The sequence below is a fragment of the Streptomyces sp. NPDC050658 genome (assembly GCF_044457025.1).
Classification (GTDB): domain Bacteria; phylum Actinomycetota; class Actinomycetes; order Streptomycetales; family Streptomycetaceae; genus Streptomyces.
In genome coordinates, this window is the sequence record NZ_JBITGM010000001.1 from 45,991 (window position 1) to 62,722 (window position 16,732).

General features: G+C 72.8%; 20 protein-coding genes. 7 read left to right on the plus strand and 13 right to left on the minus strand.

All coding sequences use genetic code 11. The annotated features are described in order from the left end of the window. Positions 1 to 8: 8 nt before the first annotated feature. Complete coding sequence (locus ACIBKX_RS00235; RefSeq protein WP_363275320.1) at positions 9 to 893, minus strand: SDR family NAD(P)-dependent oxidoreductase; 885 nt, start codon at positions 891 to 893, stop codon at positions 9 to 11. Position 894: 1 nt separating this feature from the next. Beyond that, positions 895 to 1,692 carry an acetoacetate decarboxylase family protein gene (locus ACIBKX_RS00240; protein WP_363275322.1) on the minus strand — a complete coding sequence of 266 codons (798 nt, stop codon included), beginning with the start codon at positions 1,690 to 1,692 and terminating at the stop codon, positions 895 to 897. A gap of 178 nt (positions 1,693 to 1,870) precedes the next feature. On the opposite strand from ACIBKX_RS00240, the gene ACIBKX_RS00245 reads away from it, so the two are divergent. The 5 genes from ACIBKX_RS00245 to ACIBKX_RS00265 all read left to right on the plus strand — a co-directional run bounded on the left by ACIBKX_RS00245 (position 1,871) and on the right by ACIBKX_RS00265 (position 5,581). Further along, complete coding sequence (locus ACIBKX_RS00245) at positions 1,871 to 2,479, plus strand: TetR family transcriptional regulator (RefSeq protein ID WP_363275410.1); 609 nt, start codon at positions 1,871 to 1,873, stop codon at positions 2,477 to 2,479. A gap of 100 nt (positions 2,480 to 2,579) precedes the next feature. Beyond that, complete coding sequence (locus tag ACIBKX_RS00250; protein ID WP_363275323.1) at positions 2,580 to 3,575, plus strand: DEDDh family exonuclease; 996 nt, start codon at positions 2,580 to 2,582, stop codon at positions 3,573 to 3,575. 109 nt (positions 3,576 to 3,684) lie between these two features. Next, positions 3,685 to 3,918 (plus strand): hypothetical protein, encoded by a 234-nt coding sequence (locus ACIBKX_RS00255; RefSeq protein WP_135331724.1) that lies wholly within the window; start codon positions 3,685 to 3,687, stop codon positions 3,916 to 3,918. Positions 3,919 to 3,978: 60 nt separating this feature from the next. Next, positions 3,979 to 4,770 (plus strand): SURF1 family protein, encoded by a 792-nt coding sequence (locus ACIBKX_RS00260; RefSeq protein ID WP_363275324.1) that lies wholly within the window; start codon positions 3,979 to 3,981, stop codon positions 4,768 to 4,770. Between the two features lie 55 nt (positions 4,771 to 4,825). Further along, a complete protein-coding gene (locus ACIBKX_RS00265) occupies positions 4,826 to 5,581 on the plus strand; it encodes an SDR family oxidoreductase (RefSeq protein ID WP_363275325.1) in 756 nt (251 codons plus the stop codon). A 69-nt stretch (positions 5,582 to 5,650) separates the two neighbouring features. On the opposite strand, the gene amaP is transcribed toward ACIBKX_RS00265, so the two are convergent. The 5 genes from amaP to ACIBKX_RS00290 are packed head-to-tail and all read right to left on the minus strand — an operon-like array spanning position 5,651 to position 7,999. Continuing rightward, positions 5,651 to 6,229: an alkaline shock response membrane anchor protein AmaP gene (gene amaP, locus ACIBKX_RS00270; protein WP_363275326.1), complete on the minus strand. Its 579-nt coding sequence runs from the start codon at positions 6,227 to 6,229 to the stop codon at positions 5,651 to 5,653. A gap of 7 nt (positions 6,230 to 6,236) precedes the next feature. Then, the gene (locus ACIBKX_RS00275) at positions 6,237 to 6,923 is read right to left on the minus strand and encodes a DUF6286 domain-containing protein (RefSeq protein WP_363275327.1); all 687 of its coding nucleotides are present in this window, start codon (positions 6,921 to 6,923) and stop codon (positions 6,237 to 6,239) included. Continuing rightward, positions 6,920 to 7,267, minus strand: coding sequence for a hypothetical protein (locus tag ACIBKX_RS00280; RefSeq protein ID WP_363275328.1), 348 nt, complete (start codon positions 7,265 to 7,267; stop codon positions 6,920 to 6,922). The genes ACIBKX_RS00275 and ACIBKX_RS00280 overlap by 4 nt, the downstream gene beginning before the upstream one ends. A 3-nt stretch (positions 7,268 to 7,270) precedes the next feature. Next, complete coding sequence (locus ACIBKX_RS00285; protein WP_363275329.1) at positions 7,271 to 7,459, minus strand: hypothetical protein; 189 nt, start codon at positions 7,457 to 7,459, stop codon at positions 7,271 to 7,273. A gap of 48 nt (positions 7,460 to 7,507) precedes the next feature. Beyond that, positions 7,508 to 7,999 carry an Asp23/Gls24 family envelope stress response protein gene (locus ACIBKX_RS00290; RefSeq protein ID WP_363275331.1) on the minus strand — a complete coding sequence of 164 codons (492 nt, stop codon included), beginning with the start codon at positions 7,997 to 7,999 and terminating at the stop codon, positions 7,508 to 7,510. A 103-nt stretch (positions 8,000 to 8,102) separates the two neighbouring features. Between ACIBKX_RS00290 and ACIBKX_RS00295 the strand changes: the two genes are divergently transcribed. Then, positions 8,103 to 8,846 carry a nucleopolyhedrovirus P10 family protein gene (locus tag ACIBKX_RS00295; RefSeq protein WP_363275333.1) on the plus strand — a complete coding sequence of 248 codons (744 nt, stop codon included), beginning with the start codon at positions 8,103 to 8,105 and terminating at the stop codon, positions 8,844 to 8,846. 6 nt (positions 8,847 to 8,852) lie between these two features. On the opposite strand, the gene ACIBKX_RS00300 is transcribed toward ACIBKX_RS00295, so the two are convergent. From ACIBKX_RS00300 to ACIBKX_RS00315, 4 genes are all read right to left on the minus strand, one after another. After that, entirely contained in the window at positions 8,853 to 9,665 is an 813-nt protein-coding gene (locus ACIBKX_RS00300) for an enoyl-CoA hydratase/isomerase family protein (RefSeq protein ID WP_363275334.1), read from the minus strand. Positions 9,666 to 9,833: 168 nt separating this feature from the next. After that, a complete protein-coding gene (locus ACIBKX_RS00305) occupies positions 9,834 to 10,055 on the minus strand; it encodes a helix-turn-helix domain-containing protein (protein ID WP_055550175.1) in 222 nt (73 codons plus the stop codon). 372 nt (positions 10,056 to 10,427) lie between these two features. Beyond that, complete coding sequence (locus ACIBKX_RS00310) at positions 10,428 to 12,026, minus strand: ABC-F family ATP-binding cassette domain-containing protein (RefSeq protein ID WP_363275335.1); 1,599 nt, start codon at positions 12,024 to 12,026, stop codon at positions 10,428 to 10,430. A 95-nt stretch (positions 12,027 to 12,121) separates the two neighbouring features. Beyond that, positions 12,122 to 12,898 (minus strand): hypothetical protein, encoded by a 777-nt coding sequence (locus ACIBKX_RS00315; RefSeq protein WP_363275336.1) that lies wholly within the window; start codon positions 12,896 to 12,898, stop codon positions 12,122 to 12,124. Positions 12,899 to 13,137: 239 nt separating this feature from the next. On the opposite strand from ACIBKX_RS00315, the gene ACIBKX_RS00320 reads away from it, so the two are divergent. Beyond that, positions 13,138 to 14,028 carry a neutral zinc metallopeptidase gene (locus tag ACIBKX_RS00320; RefSeq protein WP_363275337.1) on the plus strand — a complete coding sequence of 297 codons (891 nt, stop codon included), beginning with the start codon at positions 13,138 to 13,140 and terminating at the stop codon, positions 14,026 to 14,028. Positions 14,029 to 14,032: 4 nt separating this feature from the next. Here the strand turns inward: ACIBKX_RS00320 and ACIBKX_RS00325 are convergent, their stop codons facing one another. Then, positions 14,033 to 15,472, minus strand: a complete 1,440-nt coding sequence (locus ACIBKX_RS00325) for a hypothetical protein (RefSeq protein ID WP_363275338.1) — start codon at positions 15,470 to 15,472, stop codon at positions 14,033 to 14,035. Between the two features lie 88 nt (positions 15,473 to 15,560). Beyond that, on the minus strand, positions 15,561 to 16,697 hold the full coding sequence (locus tag ACIBKX_RS00330; protein WP_363275339.1) for a hypothetical protein: 1,137 nt from the start codon (positions 16,695 to 16,697) through the stop codon (positions 15,561 to 15,563). Between the last annotated feature and the right edge of the window lie 35 nt (positions 16,698 to 16,732).

Genomic DNA, 16,732 nt, shown 5'->3' on the forward strand with positions numbered 1-16,732 from the left:
CGCTCCCTTCAGTCCAGGATGAAGTGTTCGAGGTACGACGGGTCGGAGCGGTCCAGCATCGACCGCGACCTCGCCTTGATCTGCCGGTCGCTGTTCTCGCTCGCCGGAAGCAGCCAGAAACGATCGGCCGCGATGCCCTCCGCCACGAAGTCCGCGACCTGCTCGACGGGCGTGAACCGCACCTCGTTGCCCGCCTCCTTCATCGCGGCCTCCCACTGGTCGAGGCTGCGGTACGGGGTCTTGCGGGGGCGGGACTTGGCGTACCGCTCGGGGCGGTTTCGGTACGACTCCCACAGGCCGGTCCGCAGCATGTGCGGCCCGGGGAAGAGCACGGACGCACCCACGCGCGCGTGCTCCGCCTTCAGGTGCGCGTACAGCGACTCGGTCATCGTCGCCACGGCAGCCTTGGTCACCGCGTACACGGAGGCGGTGGGCAGCGGGGCGATACCTCCGTCGTTCGAGGACGTGTTGACGACATGGCCGGGCTCGCCGCCCGCGATCATCCGGGGCACAAAGGCCTGGATGCCGTGGAAGACGCCCCACACATTGACCTCGAAGGCCCACTTCCAGTCGTTCGGCTCGTGCTCCCACATCCGGCCCTCGGCGCCCGAGCCGACACCCGCGTTGTTGCACAGCACATGGACGGCGCCGAACTTCTCGTACGTCTCCTCGGCGAGCGCCACGACCTGTTCGCGGGAGCCGACGTCGACCACGCGCGCGTGCACCGTCGCCCCGTCCTCGCGCAGCCCCGCGGCCGCCTTCTCCAGGGCGCCCTCCTCGACGTCCGCGAGGACCACCTTCAGGCCGTCCGCCGCGAACCGCCGCGCCAGCGCCAGCCCGACGCCGCTCGCCGCTCCCGTGACGACGGCCACCTGCCCTGCTCGCAGCTCCATCTCAGACGCTCCCCTCGGGCGGGCCGTCGAGGATCTGCGCGGGGTCGTCGTAGCGCTGGTGGATGTAGGGCAGCAGTGCCTGCGCGCTGACCCGCTCCACGACACGGCCCTTCTGGTCGGTGGTCTTCTCGCCGATCGTGATCTCGACGACCGCGCGGACGGGCAGATCGGCGACCGGGTCGTACATGGACTCGCGCAGCACGACGTCGCCCGTGACGCCCTCCAGCCTGCGGACCTTCTCGTTGCGTACGCAGTGCACGAGCACCGGGTCCGCGTCGAACCCCGAACCGTCCACCCCGGGAAGGAACTTGAAGTAGAAGTCGGTCTTCTGGGCGGGCTCCGGGAGCGGCAGGTCGCCGCTGACCGCGCCGCGCACCTCCACGAACGCGATGCCGTGCCGGGCGAGGCGGGCCGTCACGACCAGACCGTCGCGCTCCACCTCGACCTCGCCGAGCTTCTTCGGCTCCCCGAAGACCTCACGCCCGCCGATCAGCGCCCGCTCGTGGGTCATCGGCATGACGAGCGGATACCAGCCCTCCACTCCCCCGTGCTCGGCGGCGACCGCCACCGAGCCCGCGCCCAGCGGATAGCCGGGCAGGTCGACCTTGCTGATGTTGGCCCGCACGAGCGGCCGGCCCGTGGGCTTGAGCGGCGGCGGAAGCACCGCCGCCACGGCATCCGGGTCGCTCTCCCAGACGGCCACCACACCGGTGGACCAGATGTCGGGGAGCTTCGAACTCGCGGTGCGGGAGGCGGCGATCTCCGCCTCCGTGCGCGCTCCGTACCGTACCCGTCCCATGTCGTACCACCCTTCGTCGGCGCGGGACTTGGGGCCCGCGGCGGGGATTTGCGGGAAACGTGCGAGGGCTTGCGGGCGGTTCTGTAACACAGTTACAACAGGAACCGTGAAGAGTGAAGAGACGCGCACGGAAGAGAAGCGCACGGAAGAGAAGCGCGGCGAAGGAACGCGTACGCGTCTGAACCGGGAGCAGGTGCTCGACGCCGCCACCGCGCTCGTGAAGCAGCACGGCCCGCAGGGCATGACGATGCGCAAGCTCGCCGCCGAACTCGGCACCGCCGTCACCTCGATCTACTGGCACGTCGGCAACCGCGAGTCGCTCCTGGACGCGCTCGTCGAACGCACCGTCGCCGACCTCCGCGAGATCCGCCCCTCCGGGCGGACCCCCGCCGTGCGCGTCGTCTCCGTGGCCCGCGCCCTGCGCCGCCAGCTGCGCGACCATCCGCACCTGGTCGCGATGGTCCACGAACGCGGCCTCACCGAGCGGATGTTCCTGCCCGCCCAGCGGGTCCTGGTCCACGAGATGCACGCGGCGGGACTGCGCGGCGCCCGCGCGGCCGACGCCGTGCGGGCCGTCCAGGTCCATGTCGTCGGTCACGTCCTGGTCGAGCGGAACCGCGAGCGCGCGCCGGTGCAGCGGCCCGGCGAGGAGGAGCTGTGGACGGTGGAGACCGCCGAGGACGACCCGGAGCTGGCCGGCGCGCTGGCCGCGCCCTTCGACCCGGAGGCCTTGTTCACGACATCCGTACGCGCTCTGGTGGCCGGACTGCTCGGGCCGGGGACATGACCGTCGTCGGACCGGGGACATGACCGTCGTCGGACCGGGGACATGACCGTCGTCGGACCGGGGACCTGACTGTCAGTCGTGGCCCGTATCCTCATGGACCATGCTCGAAGACCAGACGACCGCAGCGTCCGCAGCCCGGTGGCCGGCCGCGTATCCAACGGGATACGCGGTCGTCGACGTGGAGACCACAGGGCTGGCCCGCGACGACCGCATAGTGTCGGCTGCCGTCTACCGGGTGGACGCCCAGGGCGAGGTGGAGGACCACTGGTACACCCTGGTCAACCCCGAGCGTGACCCCGGACCCGTCTGGATCCACGGCCTCACCAGCGCGATGCTGGCCGACGCGCCGCTCTTCAAGGACATCGCCGACGAGTTCGCCGCGCGCCTCGCCGACCGCGTCCTGGTCGCGCACAACGCGGTCTTCGACTGGTCGATGATCGCCAGGGAGTACGCACGGGCGGAGCGCACCGCCCCTGTGCGCCAGCGCCTGTGCACCATCGCGCTCTCCAAGGAGCTGCGCCTCCCGCTGCCCAACCACAAGCTGGAGTCCCTCGCCGCGCACTTCGGGGTCGAGCAGCGCAACGCGCACAACGCGCTCGACGACGCGCGCGTGCTCGCCGAGGCGTTCCGGCCGAGCCTGCGCGCCGCGGCCGACGGCGGGGTGCGGCTGCCGCTCCTGGAGTGCCGGCCGCTCACCGAGTGGACCGAGGGGGGCGGCCGGATCGTCCGCCAGTCGACGGGCCCTTCGTCGTACTCCTCGTACGGCCCCGGCAGTTGGCGCCCCTCCCGCAAGCGCCCGGCGTGCCCGTACCCCAACCCGGGGCGGTACGAACCGGGTCGGCCGCTCCAGCAGGGCATGCGCGTCGCCTTCTCCGGAGACACCTCCGTCGAGCGCGAGCTGCTCGAGGACCGCGCGGTGGAGGCGGGGCTGCACATCGCGACGAGCGTGTCCCGGCTGACCAGCCTGCTCGTCACGAACGACCCCGATTCGGGTACGTCCAAGACGGTCAAGGCCCGGTCGTTCGGCACCCCCGTCGTCGACGAGGCCGCCTTCGGCCAGCTGCTCCAGGACGTCGCTCCGGCGGCGCAGGGCTGACCGGCGGGCGGGCGCCGGAGCCCGTGGCCGGGTGTCAGACGGGTGATTATCCGTCCACTCCCCGCCTGCCCGCTCGCATGCGGACGCCGGGCGTCCCACCCTGTGGCGCATGGCACGTTGCGAGGTATGCGGAAACGACTACGGCATGTCCTTCGAGGTTCATGCCCAAGGGGCAGTGCACGTCTTCGACTGCTTCTCCTGCGCCATTCACCGCATGGCGCCCATCTGTGAGCACTGCCGGTGCCGGATCATCGGCCAGGGCGTGGAGGCCGACGGGCAGTGGTACTGCGGTGCGCACTGCTCGCGCGCGGAGGGGCAGGTGGGCATCGTCGACAGGGTGTGACGCGGGCCTTGTGAGCACCCCACTCCCGGGCACCCCACGACCGAGTTGTACCGTCGTGGGGTGTACCGCTTCCTGTTGTCCCGGCAGTGGGTGATCCTCACCCTCGTCGCCCTCGCCCTCATCCCCACGATGATCGAGCTGGGCTTCTGGCAGCTGCACCGCCATGAGCACCGCGTCGCGCAGAACGCGCTGATCGCCAAGGCGCTCGACGCGAAGCCGGTGCCCGCCGAGCGGCTGACGTCGCCCGGTCACTCCGTGTCGCACGACGAGCGCTACCGTCGGGTGACCGCGAAGGGGACGTACGACACCGAGCACGAGGTCGTCGTGCGGCGCCGCACCAACTCCGACGACGAGATCGGCTTCCACGTCCTGACCCCGTTCGTCCTCGACGACGGCAAGGTGCTGCTCGTCAACCGGGGCTGGATCCCGGCGAACGGGCCGCAGACCGAGTTCCCGAAGGTGCCCGCCCCGCCCAAGGGCGAGATCACCGTCACCGGCCGGCTGATGACCGACGAGACGTCGGCGAAGAGCGGCATCAAGGACGTCCAGGGGCTGCCCGACCGGCAGATCATGCTGATCAGCAGCGGTCAGCAGGCACACGCCCTCGGCAAGCAGGTTCTCGGCGGCTACATCGAACTGACCTCGCCCGAGCCCGCGTCCGGCTCCCCGCAGATCATCGGTGAGCCCGAGCACGGCGACATCGGTCCGCACATGGCGTACGCGGTGCAGTGGTGGCTGTTCTGCTCGGGCGTCCCCATCGGCTGGGTGATCCTGGTCCGCAGGGAGCGGCGGGACCGTGCGGCGGCCGCGGCGGCGGAGTCCGCGCCGGAGGCCGCGCCCGCGGCGGTGTAGGCCTCGCGTCATCGGGCCTCGCGTTCCCCGGCAGGTACGCGGCAGGATAGGGCCCATGGATCTTGGACTGAAGGACCGCGTCTACGTCGTCACCGGCGCCACCCGTGGGCTCGGCAACGCCGCCGCGCGGGAGCTGATCGCGGACGGCGCGAAGGTACTCATCACCGGGCGGGACGAGAAGACGGTCGCCGCGGCGGCTGCCGAGCTCGGCCCGAACGCCGCGGGGATCGCGGCGGACAACGGTGATCCGGCGGTCGCCGGCCGGCTGATCGAGACCGCGCGGGAGCGGTTCGGGGGCTTCGACGGTGTGCTGATCAGCGTCGGAGGGCCCGCACCGGGCTTCGTCGCCGACAACACCGACGAGCAGTGGGAGTCGGCGTTCGAGTCCGTGTTCCTCGGGGCCGTTCGGCTGGCGCGGACCGCGGCGGCCGAGCTCGGCGAGGGGGGCGTGATCGGCTTCGTCCTCTCGGCCTCCGTCCACGAGCCGATTCCGGGCCTGACGATCTCGAACGGTCTGCGGCCGGGCCTCGCCGGGTTCGCCAAGTCGCTGGCGGACGAGGTGGGGCGGCGCGGCATCCGGGTCGTGGGACTGCTGCCGGCCCGCATCGACACGGACCGGGTACGCGAACTGGACGGTCTCTCGGCCGACCCGGAGGCGACGCGGGCGGGTCACGAGTCCCGCATCCCGATGCGCCGCTACGGCACCCCGGAGGAGTTCGGCCGCACGGCGGCGTTCCTGCTCTCTCCGGCGGCTTCGTACCTGACGGGCATCATGCTGCCGGTGGACGGCGGGGCCCGGCGGGGGTTCTAGGCGACCGGCTCGGGTGAGCGGCTGACCGACCAAGCGGCGGGGAGACAGTCCTTCAGCTCACCCGCTCCTTCAGCTCACCCGCTCAGCCCGGTGCTTCACCGCGCGCAGGCGCACCCTCGCCGGCAGGCGGGCCAGACCCGCCGAGTCCCGTGCGTGGGCCAGCGCCTCCGTGGAGAGGCGGTGGAGGGCCTCGCCCGGGGTCGCGTGCGGTTCGAGGAGGAGGGACACCCGCGCCTCGGGGGCGTTGCGGCGGCCCGTCAGGGAGACCGCGGCCCGGTGCACGCCCTCCAGCGCCTCCGCCTCACCGGAGAGGACGTTCTCCAGGGCCCGGCCCCGCAGCAGAGCGCCCTCTCCGTCGCCCGTCTCCACGAGGACCTCCGCCAGCCTCCGCCGCCGCAACTGCGCGGACAGCGACCACAGGGCGAGCAGTACGCACACCGCGAGTACGCCGATGACCGTGGGCCAGAACCAGCCGTCGTCCCGCCATCGCGCCCGGTCCGCATCGCTCAGGAGCACGTCGTGCCGGCCGTCGTGCACCCACCACGAGGGCGGATCCGCCCCGAGCCCGACGGCGAGCACCGCGCCGCCGAGCACCAGCAGGACCAGGCCGAGCAGCCCGAGCAGCACCCGGTTGACCGTCTTCAGCATCGCTCGCTCAGCCCTTTCTGCCCGGCCGTGCCACCCGGACCGTGAGCGCGGGCCCCCGGCCGAGGCCCAGGTCCCGGATGCCGTCGGTCAGCGTGGTGTCCAAGTCCCCGCGTACGTCGTCGAGTTCGCGGAAGTGCGAGACCGCGTGCACATCCACCCGGGACCGCGTCATCCGGACCCGCACCGACTGCACGCCGGACACGTCCATGGCCCGGTCCCGCAGCACCATCGCCGCCGCCCCGCGATCGAGACCGGCCCGCACATCGGCGTCCCCGCGCCGCATCGCGAGCACGGCCCGCAGACCGGGCGTCACGGCGAGCACGATCAGCCACAGCCCGGCGGCCACCGCCACCCCGGCGCCCACAAGGACCGGCGTACCGTCCAGCGGCCGCTCGGCCAGCTCACCGGCGAGGTCGCGCCGCCACGCCATGGCGGAGTGCCCGGCCCGCACGGCGGCGATGTCGTACAGCAGAAGCCCCGCACCGCCGAGGACGAGCAGCGCGAGGACGGCGGCCGGGACGCGCCGGGCCGACCAGAAGCGGGTCGCCTCGGTGTCGTCGGCCAGCGTGGGCGGCGGATCGTAGGACGCCGCGGAGGCGGACTGGTGCGCCTGGTCGGGTTCGTCTCCGGCCCGCTCGATGACGGGCGACGATCCCGTTCCGTCCGCGCCCTGAGGCCCCTGCGTCTCGCTCATCGCGTCCTCCCCTGCGCCGCGGCCCGCACCTGTGCCGAGTGCAGCCGCTCGACCTGGACGGCGACCTCGGGCACTTCCATCCCCGCCAACGCCTTTACCCGCTCGGCCACTCGGCGACGCACGGCACCGCACTGCGCGCCGATGTCGCAGGGATAGTCCAGCTCCAGGCTGATCCGGACGCGCGCGGACTCCTGGTGGTACACGGTGACCGTGGCGTGCGGCGGCGCCCCGTCGACGGGGATCTCCGCCAGCGCCTCACGGGCCGCCCGCGCGGCGATCTTCGCGACGACCCGGTCGGCGATCCTGGTGGCGCCGCGGTATGCGGGAGCGACCTGTGCCGCCACGGCTCACCGCCGCCGGTCGTCGCCACGGGTACGGAAGAAGTCGCCCGGTTCGAGGTCGCCCTCAAGGAACCGGCCGGCGACGAAACCTATGGCGCCCAACGCCGCCACCAGCAAAAACGCCCCGAACCCGCCGAAGTACCCGGCGAAGCCGAGTGCCATTCCGGCCACCATGCCGATCACGGCCATGCTCATCGCGCGCTCCTTAGCAAGGCGACTGCGTCACTGAAGGCGGGGTGCGCTTCACTGGAGGCGGCCTTGCGGCTCATCGTCTTCCTCGTCCGGCAGCTTCACGTCGCTGACCGCGATGTTGACCTCGACGACCTCGAGGCCGGTCATGCGCTCGACCGCCGAGATGACGTTCTCCCGTACGGCGTGGGCGACATCGGCGATCGAGACGCCGTAGTCGACGACGATCTCCAGGTCGAGCGCCGTCTGTACCTCGCCGACCTCGGCCTTCACGCCGCGCGAGACGGACTTGGAGCCGCCGGGCACCCGGTCGCGGACGGCACCGAAGGTCCTGGCGAGGCCGCCGCCCATCGCGTGGACGCCGACGACATCGCGGGCCGCGAGCCCGGCGATCTTCTCGACGACCCCGTCCGAGATGGTGGTGCGCCCCCTGGTCGCGGGATCGCCGCCGCCCCGCCTGGTCGGTCCGGTCCGTCCCGGCGCCCCGCCGGTGGACTCCTTCTCCAGGGTTTCCTGGGGCCGCTGTCGCTCTCCGGTGTCGGTCATCGCCGTATCCATCCCTTTCGAAAGGGGATCCGCGGATGTACTCCTTCGCCCACACTAAGTGCGGTTGCTCCGTCGCGCGCCAGGGATGCGGCAGGCTGGGGCAATGACCGGTGACGGGTGGACCGAGGCAGTACGACGACAGCTCGGCCTGGGGCGCGTGTTGCCCCTGGGCGGACCGGGCGACGGTGCCTGGCTGACGGAATCGGCGGCGGGCACGGTGCTGCGCCGCGCGGCGGGCGAGGTGAGCGGTGTACGGCTCGGCACCCTGCGGGTGTCCCTGGCCGACCCCGCGACCGTGGACGCCGCCGCCGTGCCGCCACCGCCGAGCGCGCTGCCGCCGGGCCCGCTGCGGATCACGGCGGAGTTCGCGGCCGTGGCGTCGGAGCCGCTCCCCGAGGTGGCGCAGCGACTGCGCGAGGCACTGTTCGCGGCGGCGGAGGACCGGCTCGGCCTGACGGTCGAGCAGGTGGACCTCGACGTGACGTCCCTGCTGGACGAGGGCGCGGCTCCCGAGACCACCGAGGCCGGCGCCCAGGACGAGGACCAGCCCCCTGCTGAGCCCAAGCCCCCCTCCGGAAACGGCGACGACGCCCAAGCGGCCGCAACCGCCTTGGGCGTGCCCGGCGTCCGCAGACTGACCGGCGCGCTCGGCGGCCTCGGCCGCGCGGTGCACATCGAGGATTCACCCGCGGCGGAGGCGGCCCTGCCGCGCCGGCACGTACGCGTGGAGTTGGCGACGGACCGCGGGCGCCGCGCCCTGGACGTGGCACTCGCGGTCCGTACGGCGGTCACCGGGGCGCTCCCGGACCACCCTTCGGTGGCCGTGGTCGTCACCGCGGTGGAGTAGCCGGTCTCAGTCCCCCAGGCCCGCGAGGTCCCGCAGCCTGCGCCCCTGCGCGGCACGCTCGGCGACGCGCTGCTCCTCGTACGTACGACCCGAGACGCCCTGCAGCAGCGCCTTGGTCTCGATGACCGCGTCGCGCGGCGCGGCGAGCAGCGCGGCCGCCAGGTCGCGGACGGACGCGTCGAGCTGGTCCGCGGGCACGACGAGGTTGGCCAGGCCCACGCGCTCGGCCTCGGGCGCGTGGACGAACCGCCCGGTGGCGCAGATCTCCAGCGCGCGGGCGTAGCCGACAAGACCCACGAGGGGGTGCGTGCCGGTGAGGTCGGGCACGAGACCGAGGCTGGTCTCGCGCATGGCGAACTGCACGTCGTCCGCGGCGATCCGCAGGTCACAGGCGAGCGCGAGCTGGAAGCCCGCGCCGATGGCATGCCCCTGGACGGCGGCGATGGACACGATGTCGCTGCGCCGCCACCAGGTGAACGCCTCCTGGTACTCGGCGATCGTGGCGTCGAGGACGCCGTCGTCGCCGCGCGCGAGGTCGATGAAGGACGGCTCACCGTCGAAGCCCTCGGGCGTGAACGCCTGGCGGTCGAGGCCCGCGGAGAAGGACTTGCCCTCACCACGGAGCACGACGACGCGGACACTGCCCGGCAGCATCCGGCCTGCCTCGGCCAACGCCCTCCACAGCGCGGGAGATTGGGCGTTGCGCTTGGCCGGGTTGGCCAGCGTCACCGTGGCGACGGCCTCGTCGACAGTCAGGCGTACGCCGTCTTTGTCGAGTACCGGTGCGGGTCCGCCGAGTTCACTGCCGGGCGAAACCATGGGGGCCTCCGATGGTGGTGTGCGGTCGGTGCGGACGCACACGTGCGCCCGTAAGTGACTGCACAGTAACCACCCGGCCGATCAGGGGTCACCCCCAGGTCCCCTAAGGGCTCTGGGGAACGATCGGCCAGGTGGCCACCGTCGAAGCCGGTGTACCGCCCGCCGCCGTCAGCCGGCCGCGGCCTTCTTGCCTCGCGTCGCCCCGCCGCGTCCCCGCAGCGTGACTCCGGATTCGCTGAGCATGCGGTGCACAAAGCCGTACGAACGGCCGGTCTCCTCGGCCAACGCCCGGATGCTCGCACCGCCGTCGTACTTCTTCTTCAGGTCTGCCGCGAGCTTGTCGCGCGCGGCGCCGGTTACCCGGCTGCCCTTCTTCAGAGTCTCGGCCACCCGTGCCTCCTCATGGGAAGTGCGCTCTGGACTTCTCATGATCACCCCTCTCGGGCTTCCTGGCCACCCATTCGACAAGGTCCGTGGGACAAGGTTTGCCGCTCCAGAAGCGGCCACCACGACCGGAATTAACGATTCCGCGCGTCGAATTCCGTACCGCCGAATGGGTTGTGCGGAGAATGGCCAGGTCAGCGCGGTAGCGGGCGAGAACCGACGTTCACGCCCGCCGCACAAGGGAAATCCGTGTATCGCACACCTCGGTACGAGGCGACCTCACACAGATGAAGGATCACGGCTCGGCCGAATGATCCATACGCAGTGGATCATTTATTCGATCAACCGGAATGGACCCCGCGCACCGGGGCGAGGGGATCAGGCGAGGGCCACCAGATCCGCGTAGTCCTGGCCCCACAGGTCCTCGACGCCGTCCGGGAGCAGGATGATCCGCTCCGGCTGGAGCGCCTCCACCGCGCCCTCGTCGTGCGTGACGAGGACGACCGCTCCCTTGTAGGTGCGCAGGGCGCCGAGGATCTCCTCGCGGCTGGCCGGGTCGAGGTTGTTGGTGGGCTCGTCGAGCAGCAGCACGTTGGCGGAGGAGACGACCAGCGTCGCGAGCGCGAGGCGGGTCTTCTCGCCGCCGGAGAGCACACCGGCCGGCTTGTCGACGTCGTCCCCGGAGAAGAGGAACGAGCCGAGCGTCTTGCGGACCTGGACGAGGTCGAGGTCCGGGGCGGCGGAGCGCATGTTCTCCAGGACCGTGCGGTCCGGGTCGAGGGTCTCGTGCTCCTGTGCGTAGTAGCCGAGCTTGAGGCCGTGGCCCTCGATGACCTGGCCGGTGTCGGGCTTCTCGGCGCCGCCGAGCAGCCTCAGCAGGGTGGTCTTGCCCGCGCCGTTGAGGCCGAGGATCACGACGCGCGAGCCCTTGTCGATGGCGAGGTCGACGTCGGTGAAGATCTCCAGCGAGCCGTACGACTTCGACAGGCCCTCGGCCATGAGCGGCGTCTTGCCGCACGGCGAGGGGTCCGGGAAGCGCAGCTTGGCGACCTTGTCGGCCTGCCGCACGTCCTCCAGGCCCGCGAGGAGCTTGTCGGCGCGCTTGGCCATGTTCTGCGCGGCGACGGTCTTGGTGGCCTTGGCCCGCATCTTGTCGGCCTGCGAGTGGAGCTGGGAGGCCTTCTTCTCGGCGTTCTGCCGCTCGCGCTTGCGGCGCTTCTCGTCCGCCTCGCGCTGCTGCTGGTAGAGCTTCCAGCCCATGTTGTAGACGTCGATCTGGGAGCGGTTGGCGTCCAGGTAGAAGACCTTGTTCACGACCGTCTCGACGAGGTCGACGTCGTGGGAGATCACGATGAAGCCGCCGCGGTACGTCTTCAGGTAGTCCCGCAGCCAGACGATCGAGTCGGCGTCGAGGTGGTTGGTCGGCTCGTCGAGCAGCAGCGTGTCGGCGTCCGAGAAGAGGATCCGGGCCAGCTCGATACGGCGGCGCTGACCACCGGAGAGGGTGTGCAGCGGCTGGCCGAGCGTGCGGTCGGGCAGGTTGAGCGCGGCGGCGATGGTGGCGGCCTCGGCCTCGGCGGCGTACCCGCCCTTGGTGAGGAACTCGGTCTCCTGGCGCTCGTACTTCCGCAGGGCCTTCTCGCGGGTGGCGCCCGAGCCGCTGGCGATGCGCTCCTCGTTCTCGCGCATCTTGCGGATGAGTACGTCGAGGCCGCGGGCGGAGAGGATGCGGTCGCGGGCGAGCACGTCCAGGTCGCCCGTGCGCGGGTCCTGCGGGAGGTAGCCGACCTCTCCGGAGCGGCTGATGGTGCCGCCGGCGGGCATGCCCTCGCCGGCCAGGCACTTGGTGAGCGTGGTCTTGCCCGCGCCGTTGCGGCCCACCAGGCCGATGCGGTCGCCCTTGGCGATGCGGAAGGTGGCGTTCTCGATGAGGATGCGGGCGCCGGCGCGCAGCTCGATGCCGGAAGCGGTGATCACGGTCAGACTCCAGGGCAGGGTGGAAGGACGGCTGAAGGGTTCGGGAAGGCGATCACGCCGTCTAATGCACGAGGAGAATGGCCATGCGGCCAATTCTACCGGGGCGGTGCAAGCACTTTTTCTGCCCGGTTCCGTACGCCGTCGGGGGCGGCCCCCGGCGGTTCGTTGCCCAGCGGGCGGCGGCGGGGCACGATCCGGCCGAGGTCGTCCACCGCGATCAGCTGGGCGGTCCACGGCGCCGTGCCGTCGCCGCAGGGCTGGGCCACCAGGAGGGCCGTGCCGAGGCGTACGGAGCGGGCGGGCTCGAAGGCGCAGCCGGGGCGGGCGGGCAGCACCCAGCGCAGGTCGCCGTCGACGCTGCGGTAGGCGGTGATGCGGTGCGGGGTGACGACCGCGATCATGCGGCCCCGGGGGTCGAGCGTCTGGAGGACTCCGGCGGCGTTCCGGGCGGCGGGGCCGCGCAGCCAGGCGGCGCTGCCGGGGATGGCGCGGTGCCAGCGGACGGCGCTGCCGTCGGCGCGCACGGTGTCGGTGACCAGGCCGTCGCTCCAGAGCGCGATGGCGTGCCCCGGAACCGGGAGCAGCGCGAGCGGGCGGCGTCCCTCGCGGCCGTGGGTCCAGCGGGCGCGGCCGGTGGAGGTGTCGTACGCCTCGACGGTGCGCGCCGTGGTGCGCAGGCCGGGGTCGCCGCTGCCGGCGTCCACGCGCGCGTGGACGGTGAGGTGGTCTCCGTAGGGAGCCGGTCGTGAGTGGTGGGCGGCGGTGACGAGGGGCAGGGCGAGCAGGGCGAGGGCCAGCGGGAGCGCGAGCCGGGCGCCGCGGCGGGTCGCTGCCGCTCTCGCCGGGATCGCCGCGCTCGGCACTACGGGCATGCCGCCCCCTCCGGTACCACTGCCCGACCACTGCCCGTGGAACGGGCGCGAACAGGCGCAGAGCGTAGCGGCGGCGTCCCGTGCCGCCGCGGCCGTGCGGTGCGCCACTCGGCGAGCGTCCCCCGTTCGGACCTCCGTCCGACGCCGTGCGAAGTGGGGCATATCAGGATGAAGGCGCCGACATCTCGGCACAGGGCAGCGGACGCCGCCCCGGATGCGAGGCAGAGGGTGGTGCGCCCATGCAGTTCGACGACGACGCCGATCTGGACACGTCCGAGGTGCAGGACGTGCGGGGCAGCCGGATCCCCGGCGGCAGGGCGACCGTCGGCGGCGGCATCGCGGGACTGATCGCGCTGGTCCTCGGGCTGCTCTTCGGGGTCGGCCCGGACCAGCTGGGCCTCTCGTCCGGGAACGAGGAGCCCGCCGCCTCCTCCTCGTCCCTCGCGCAGGTGCAGCAGAGCTGCCACACCGGACAGGACGCGAACACCAAGGCGGACTGCCGCATCGTGGCGGTGGTCAACAGCGTGCAGGACTACTGGCGCCCGGAGTTCCGGCTGCGCGGGGCGAGCTACTCCCCCGCGCAGACCGTGCTGTTCACCGGCCGGGTGGGCACCGCGTGCGGGGCGGCGTCCTCGGCGGTCGGCCCGTTCTACTGCCCCGGCGACCAGAAGGTCTATCTGGACCTCGGCTTCTTCGACGAGCTGCGGACCAAGTTCGGCTCCGGCGGCGGGCCCTTCGCGCAGGCGTACGTGGTGGCGCACGAGTACGGCCACCACGTACAGAACCTGATGGGGACGCTGCGGCGCGCCCAGGACGGGCGTACCGGACAGAACAGCAATGCGGTGAAGGTCGAGCTGCAGGCCGACTGCTACGCCGGCGTGTGGGCCCGGCACGCGACCCGCTCCCCGGACGACAAGACCGGCCGGCCGCTGTTCACGAGCCTCACCGACGCCGACATCCGCGAGGGCCTGGACGCGGCGGCCGCGGTCGGCGACGACCGCATCCAGGAGCGGTTCCAGGGCCGGGTCACCCCCGAGACCTGGACGCACGGTTCCGCGCGGCAGCGGCAGGACTGGTTCTACCAGGGCTACCGCACCGGCGACATGGGGCAGTGCAACACCTTCCGGTGAGCCGCTACACCCCTCCTGTGTGCACCTGGAACGCGGCGCGGCGCACGGCCTTCGCGAGCGCCGGGTCGGGGTGCGCGGCGGCGAGGGCGACCAGGACCTGCACCGTGCGGGGATGGCCGATGCGGCGGACCTCGTCCAGGAGCGCGGGCACCGTGGGCTGGACCGCGGACTCCAGGTGACGCACCAGGAGGTGGGTCTCCCCGTGGTCGGCGACGGCCGCGGCGGTGTCGACCCAGAGCCAGGTCGACTCGTCGCGGGTCAGCACCAGATGGACGTCCTCGGGGTCGGCGCCCTCCTGCTCGGCGAGCCAGATGAGGGCGTACGGCCGCAGCGACGCCTCCTCCACGACGGCCCGCACCTCGGCCTCGGCCGGGGCGCCGACCACCCGCAGGGCCTCGAAGGCGAGGCCGCGCAGCAGGGCGTCCTCGCCGCGGGCGGCGTCCAGGAGTTCGGTGACGGCGCTGCCGACGGGGCGGGCGGCGAGCCAGGCGCGGTACTCGGCGCGGGCCGCTTTGGGGCGCAGGCGCGCGCAGCCCCGCAGCATGTCGGCCGCGGCCTGCTCGATGTTCCCCGCCGGGCTCTGGGCGGCGACGCAGATCTGCTCCAGCTTGACCCAGACCGCCCAGCTGCCGAGCGGCGTGAGCGTGGCCTGCCCCGCCGAGTACGTCAGCGCGCCGACGGCGGCGAGACCGCGCAGCGCCCAGTCAAGGAGGGTGGGCAGGGACGGTGTCTCGGCCGGGTCCACCGGCTCGGGCTGCGGGCCGTACGGGATCTCGCAGCGCTCCGTGCGCAGTTCCGTGACGCGCTGGTCGAGCAGGTCGAGGAGTTGCGGCACGGGGACGGGGCCCGCCGAGAGCTGCAGCAGGGTGAGGAGCTGCGGCATGGCCTCGACGGTCTCGGCGACGACCGCCGGCGCCAGTTCGCGGGACGCGGCGTGCGCGAGCGACCAGGCGTCGAACAGGGCGACCCAGCCGCGGAGCACCGCGGCGTCGTCGCGGTCCCAGGCGCGAAGGCGCCAGCCAGGGCGCGCGCTGTCGCCGTGCACCTCGATGAGGCCCGCGAGGCGTGCGGTGTCCCAGTCGGCGCGGACCTGATCCTCGGTCAGTGCCAGTTCCGCCGCCGCCCGTTCGGCGGTGGCCGTGGAGAGGGTGCCTTTGCCGTCGCGCTCTCCGCCACCGGCTCCGGGCCGCAGCGCGGCGTCGGCCCAGCGGGCGACGCGTACGGCGTCGGCGAGACCGGAGCGAGCCATTCGAGCCAGCTCGGCGGGGGCGGGGGTGCCCTCGGGGGGACGGGGCGCGGGGCGGCGTGAGCGGGCCCCGGTCACTGCGCCGGGGGCGGCCAGGGGGCGGATTGCGCCGCGATCCGCCCCCGCGCGCCTCTCGGCCCTCGGGGACTGAGCACGGACGAGTCGGAGCCTTGAGTCGCGCGGGATACGGGACGTCACGGGAGCAGTCTTCCTGTTGACGGTCCGAAAACCCAAACGGAATGCTTTCGGCAGGCTGCGGAGAGCCGCGCCCGAGGAGCTCCGGGCCCTACATAAGGGGCGTGAGGAAGCGCCGCAGCGCCTCTTCGTAGCCCGCCGGGTCGGCGTTCCACATGGCGCCGTGGGGTGCATCCGGAACCGTGTGGAGCGTAACGAGTTCCGGTCGCTTTCCGGCCAGTTGGCGGGACAGGTCCCAGGGGGCGATGACGTCGTCGGGGCCGTGGAAGAGCAGCGTCGGCACCTTGAGCACGTCGGGGTCGGCGGCCTCCAGGATGCGGTCGCCCCGCAGGCCCGTGCGGCCCTGGGCGGCGCGCACCGCGAGCGGCAGCAACGGCCCCGGCGTACGCCGGGCCGCGGCGAGCGCGCGCAGGGTGACCTCCCAGTCGAGCACCGGGGAGTCCAGGACGAGTCCGCTGATGCGCTCGCGCAGGGCCGAGTACGCGGCGGCGTGCAGGGCCATGGCGGCGCCGGTGGACCAGCCGTGCACGATCACGTTCCGGGCGCCGTAGCGCACGGCGTAGCGGATCGCCGCGTCCAGGTCGCGCCACTCGGTCTCGCCGAGGTGGCCGAGGCCGTCCGGGGAGCGGGGGGCGCCGAGGTCGCCGCGGTAGGCGAGGTCGAGGACCGGCAGCCGCAGCCGGTGCAGGAAGTCCATGACGACCATGGGGTGTTCGCGGGTGGTGCCGAGGCCGTGCACGGTGATCACCCAGGTGTCGCGGGCGCCGGGCACGAACCAGGCGGGCAGGCCGCCGAGTTCGCCGGGGATGTCCACGTCGGCGTGGTCGATGCCGAGTGCGGAGTGCGGGTCGCCGATGTGCACCTGCGGGGTGAGGCGGACCCTGTCGCCGGGGTCGAGGGTGCCGTGCGTGACGGCTTCCAGTCTCCGTACGACCGTGTCGGCCTCGTGCGACGCGGAGTCGACGACCGGGCCGATGACCGCGTGGCTGCCGTCGCCGCCGAGGCCGTAGGTGCCGGGGCGCAGGCTCGCGAGAGCGCGGGTCAGGGTGATCTGGCCGGCCGCCGTGGCGTGGACCGTGAGGCGCGGCTCGCCCGGCAGCGGGCGGCCCGCGGGCGCCTTCAGGGCGGCGTTGCTGGCGAGCCGGCCCGCGGCGATGACGGCTGCGCCGCCGAGGAGGGCGGCCGCTGCGGCGGTGACGGCCGTTGCCGTCGCTTTGGCTGGGCGCACTCGTCCAGTGTCGACGGGTGCGGGGGGTACGGCCA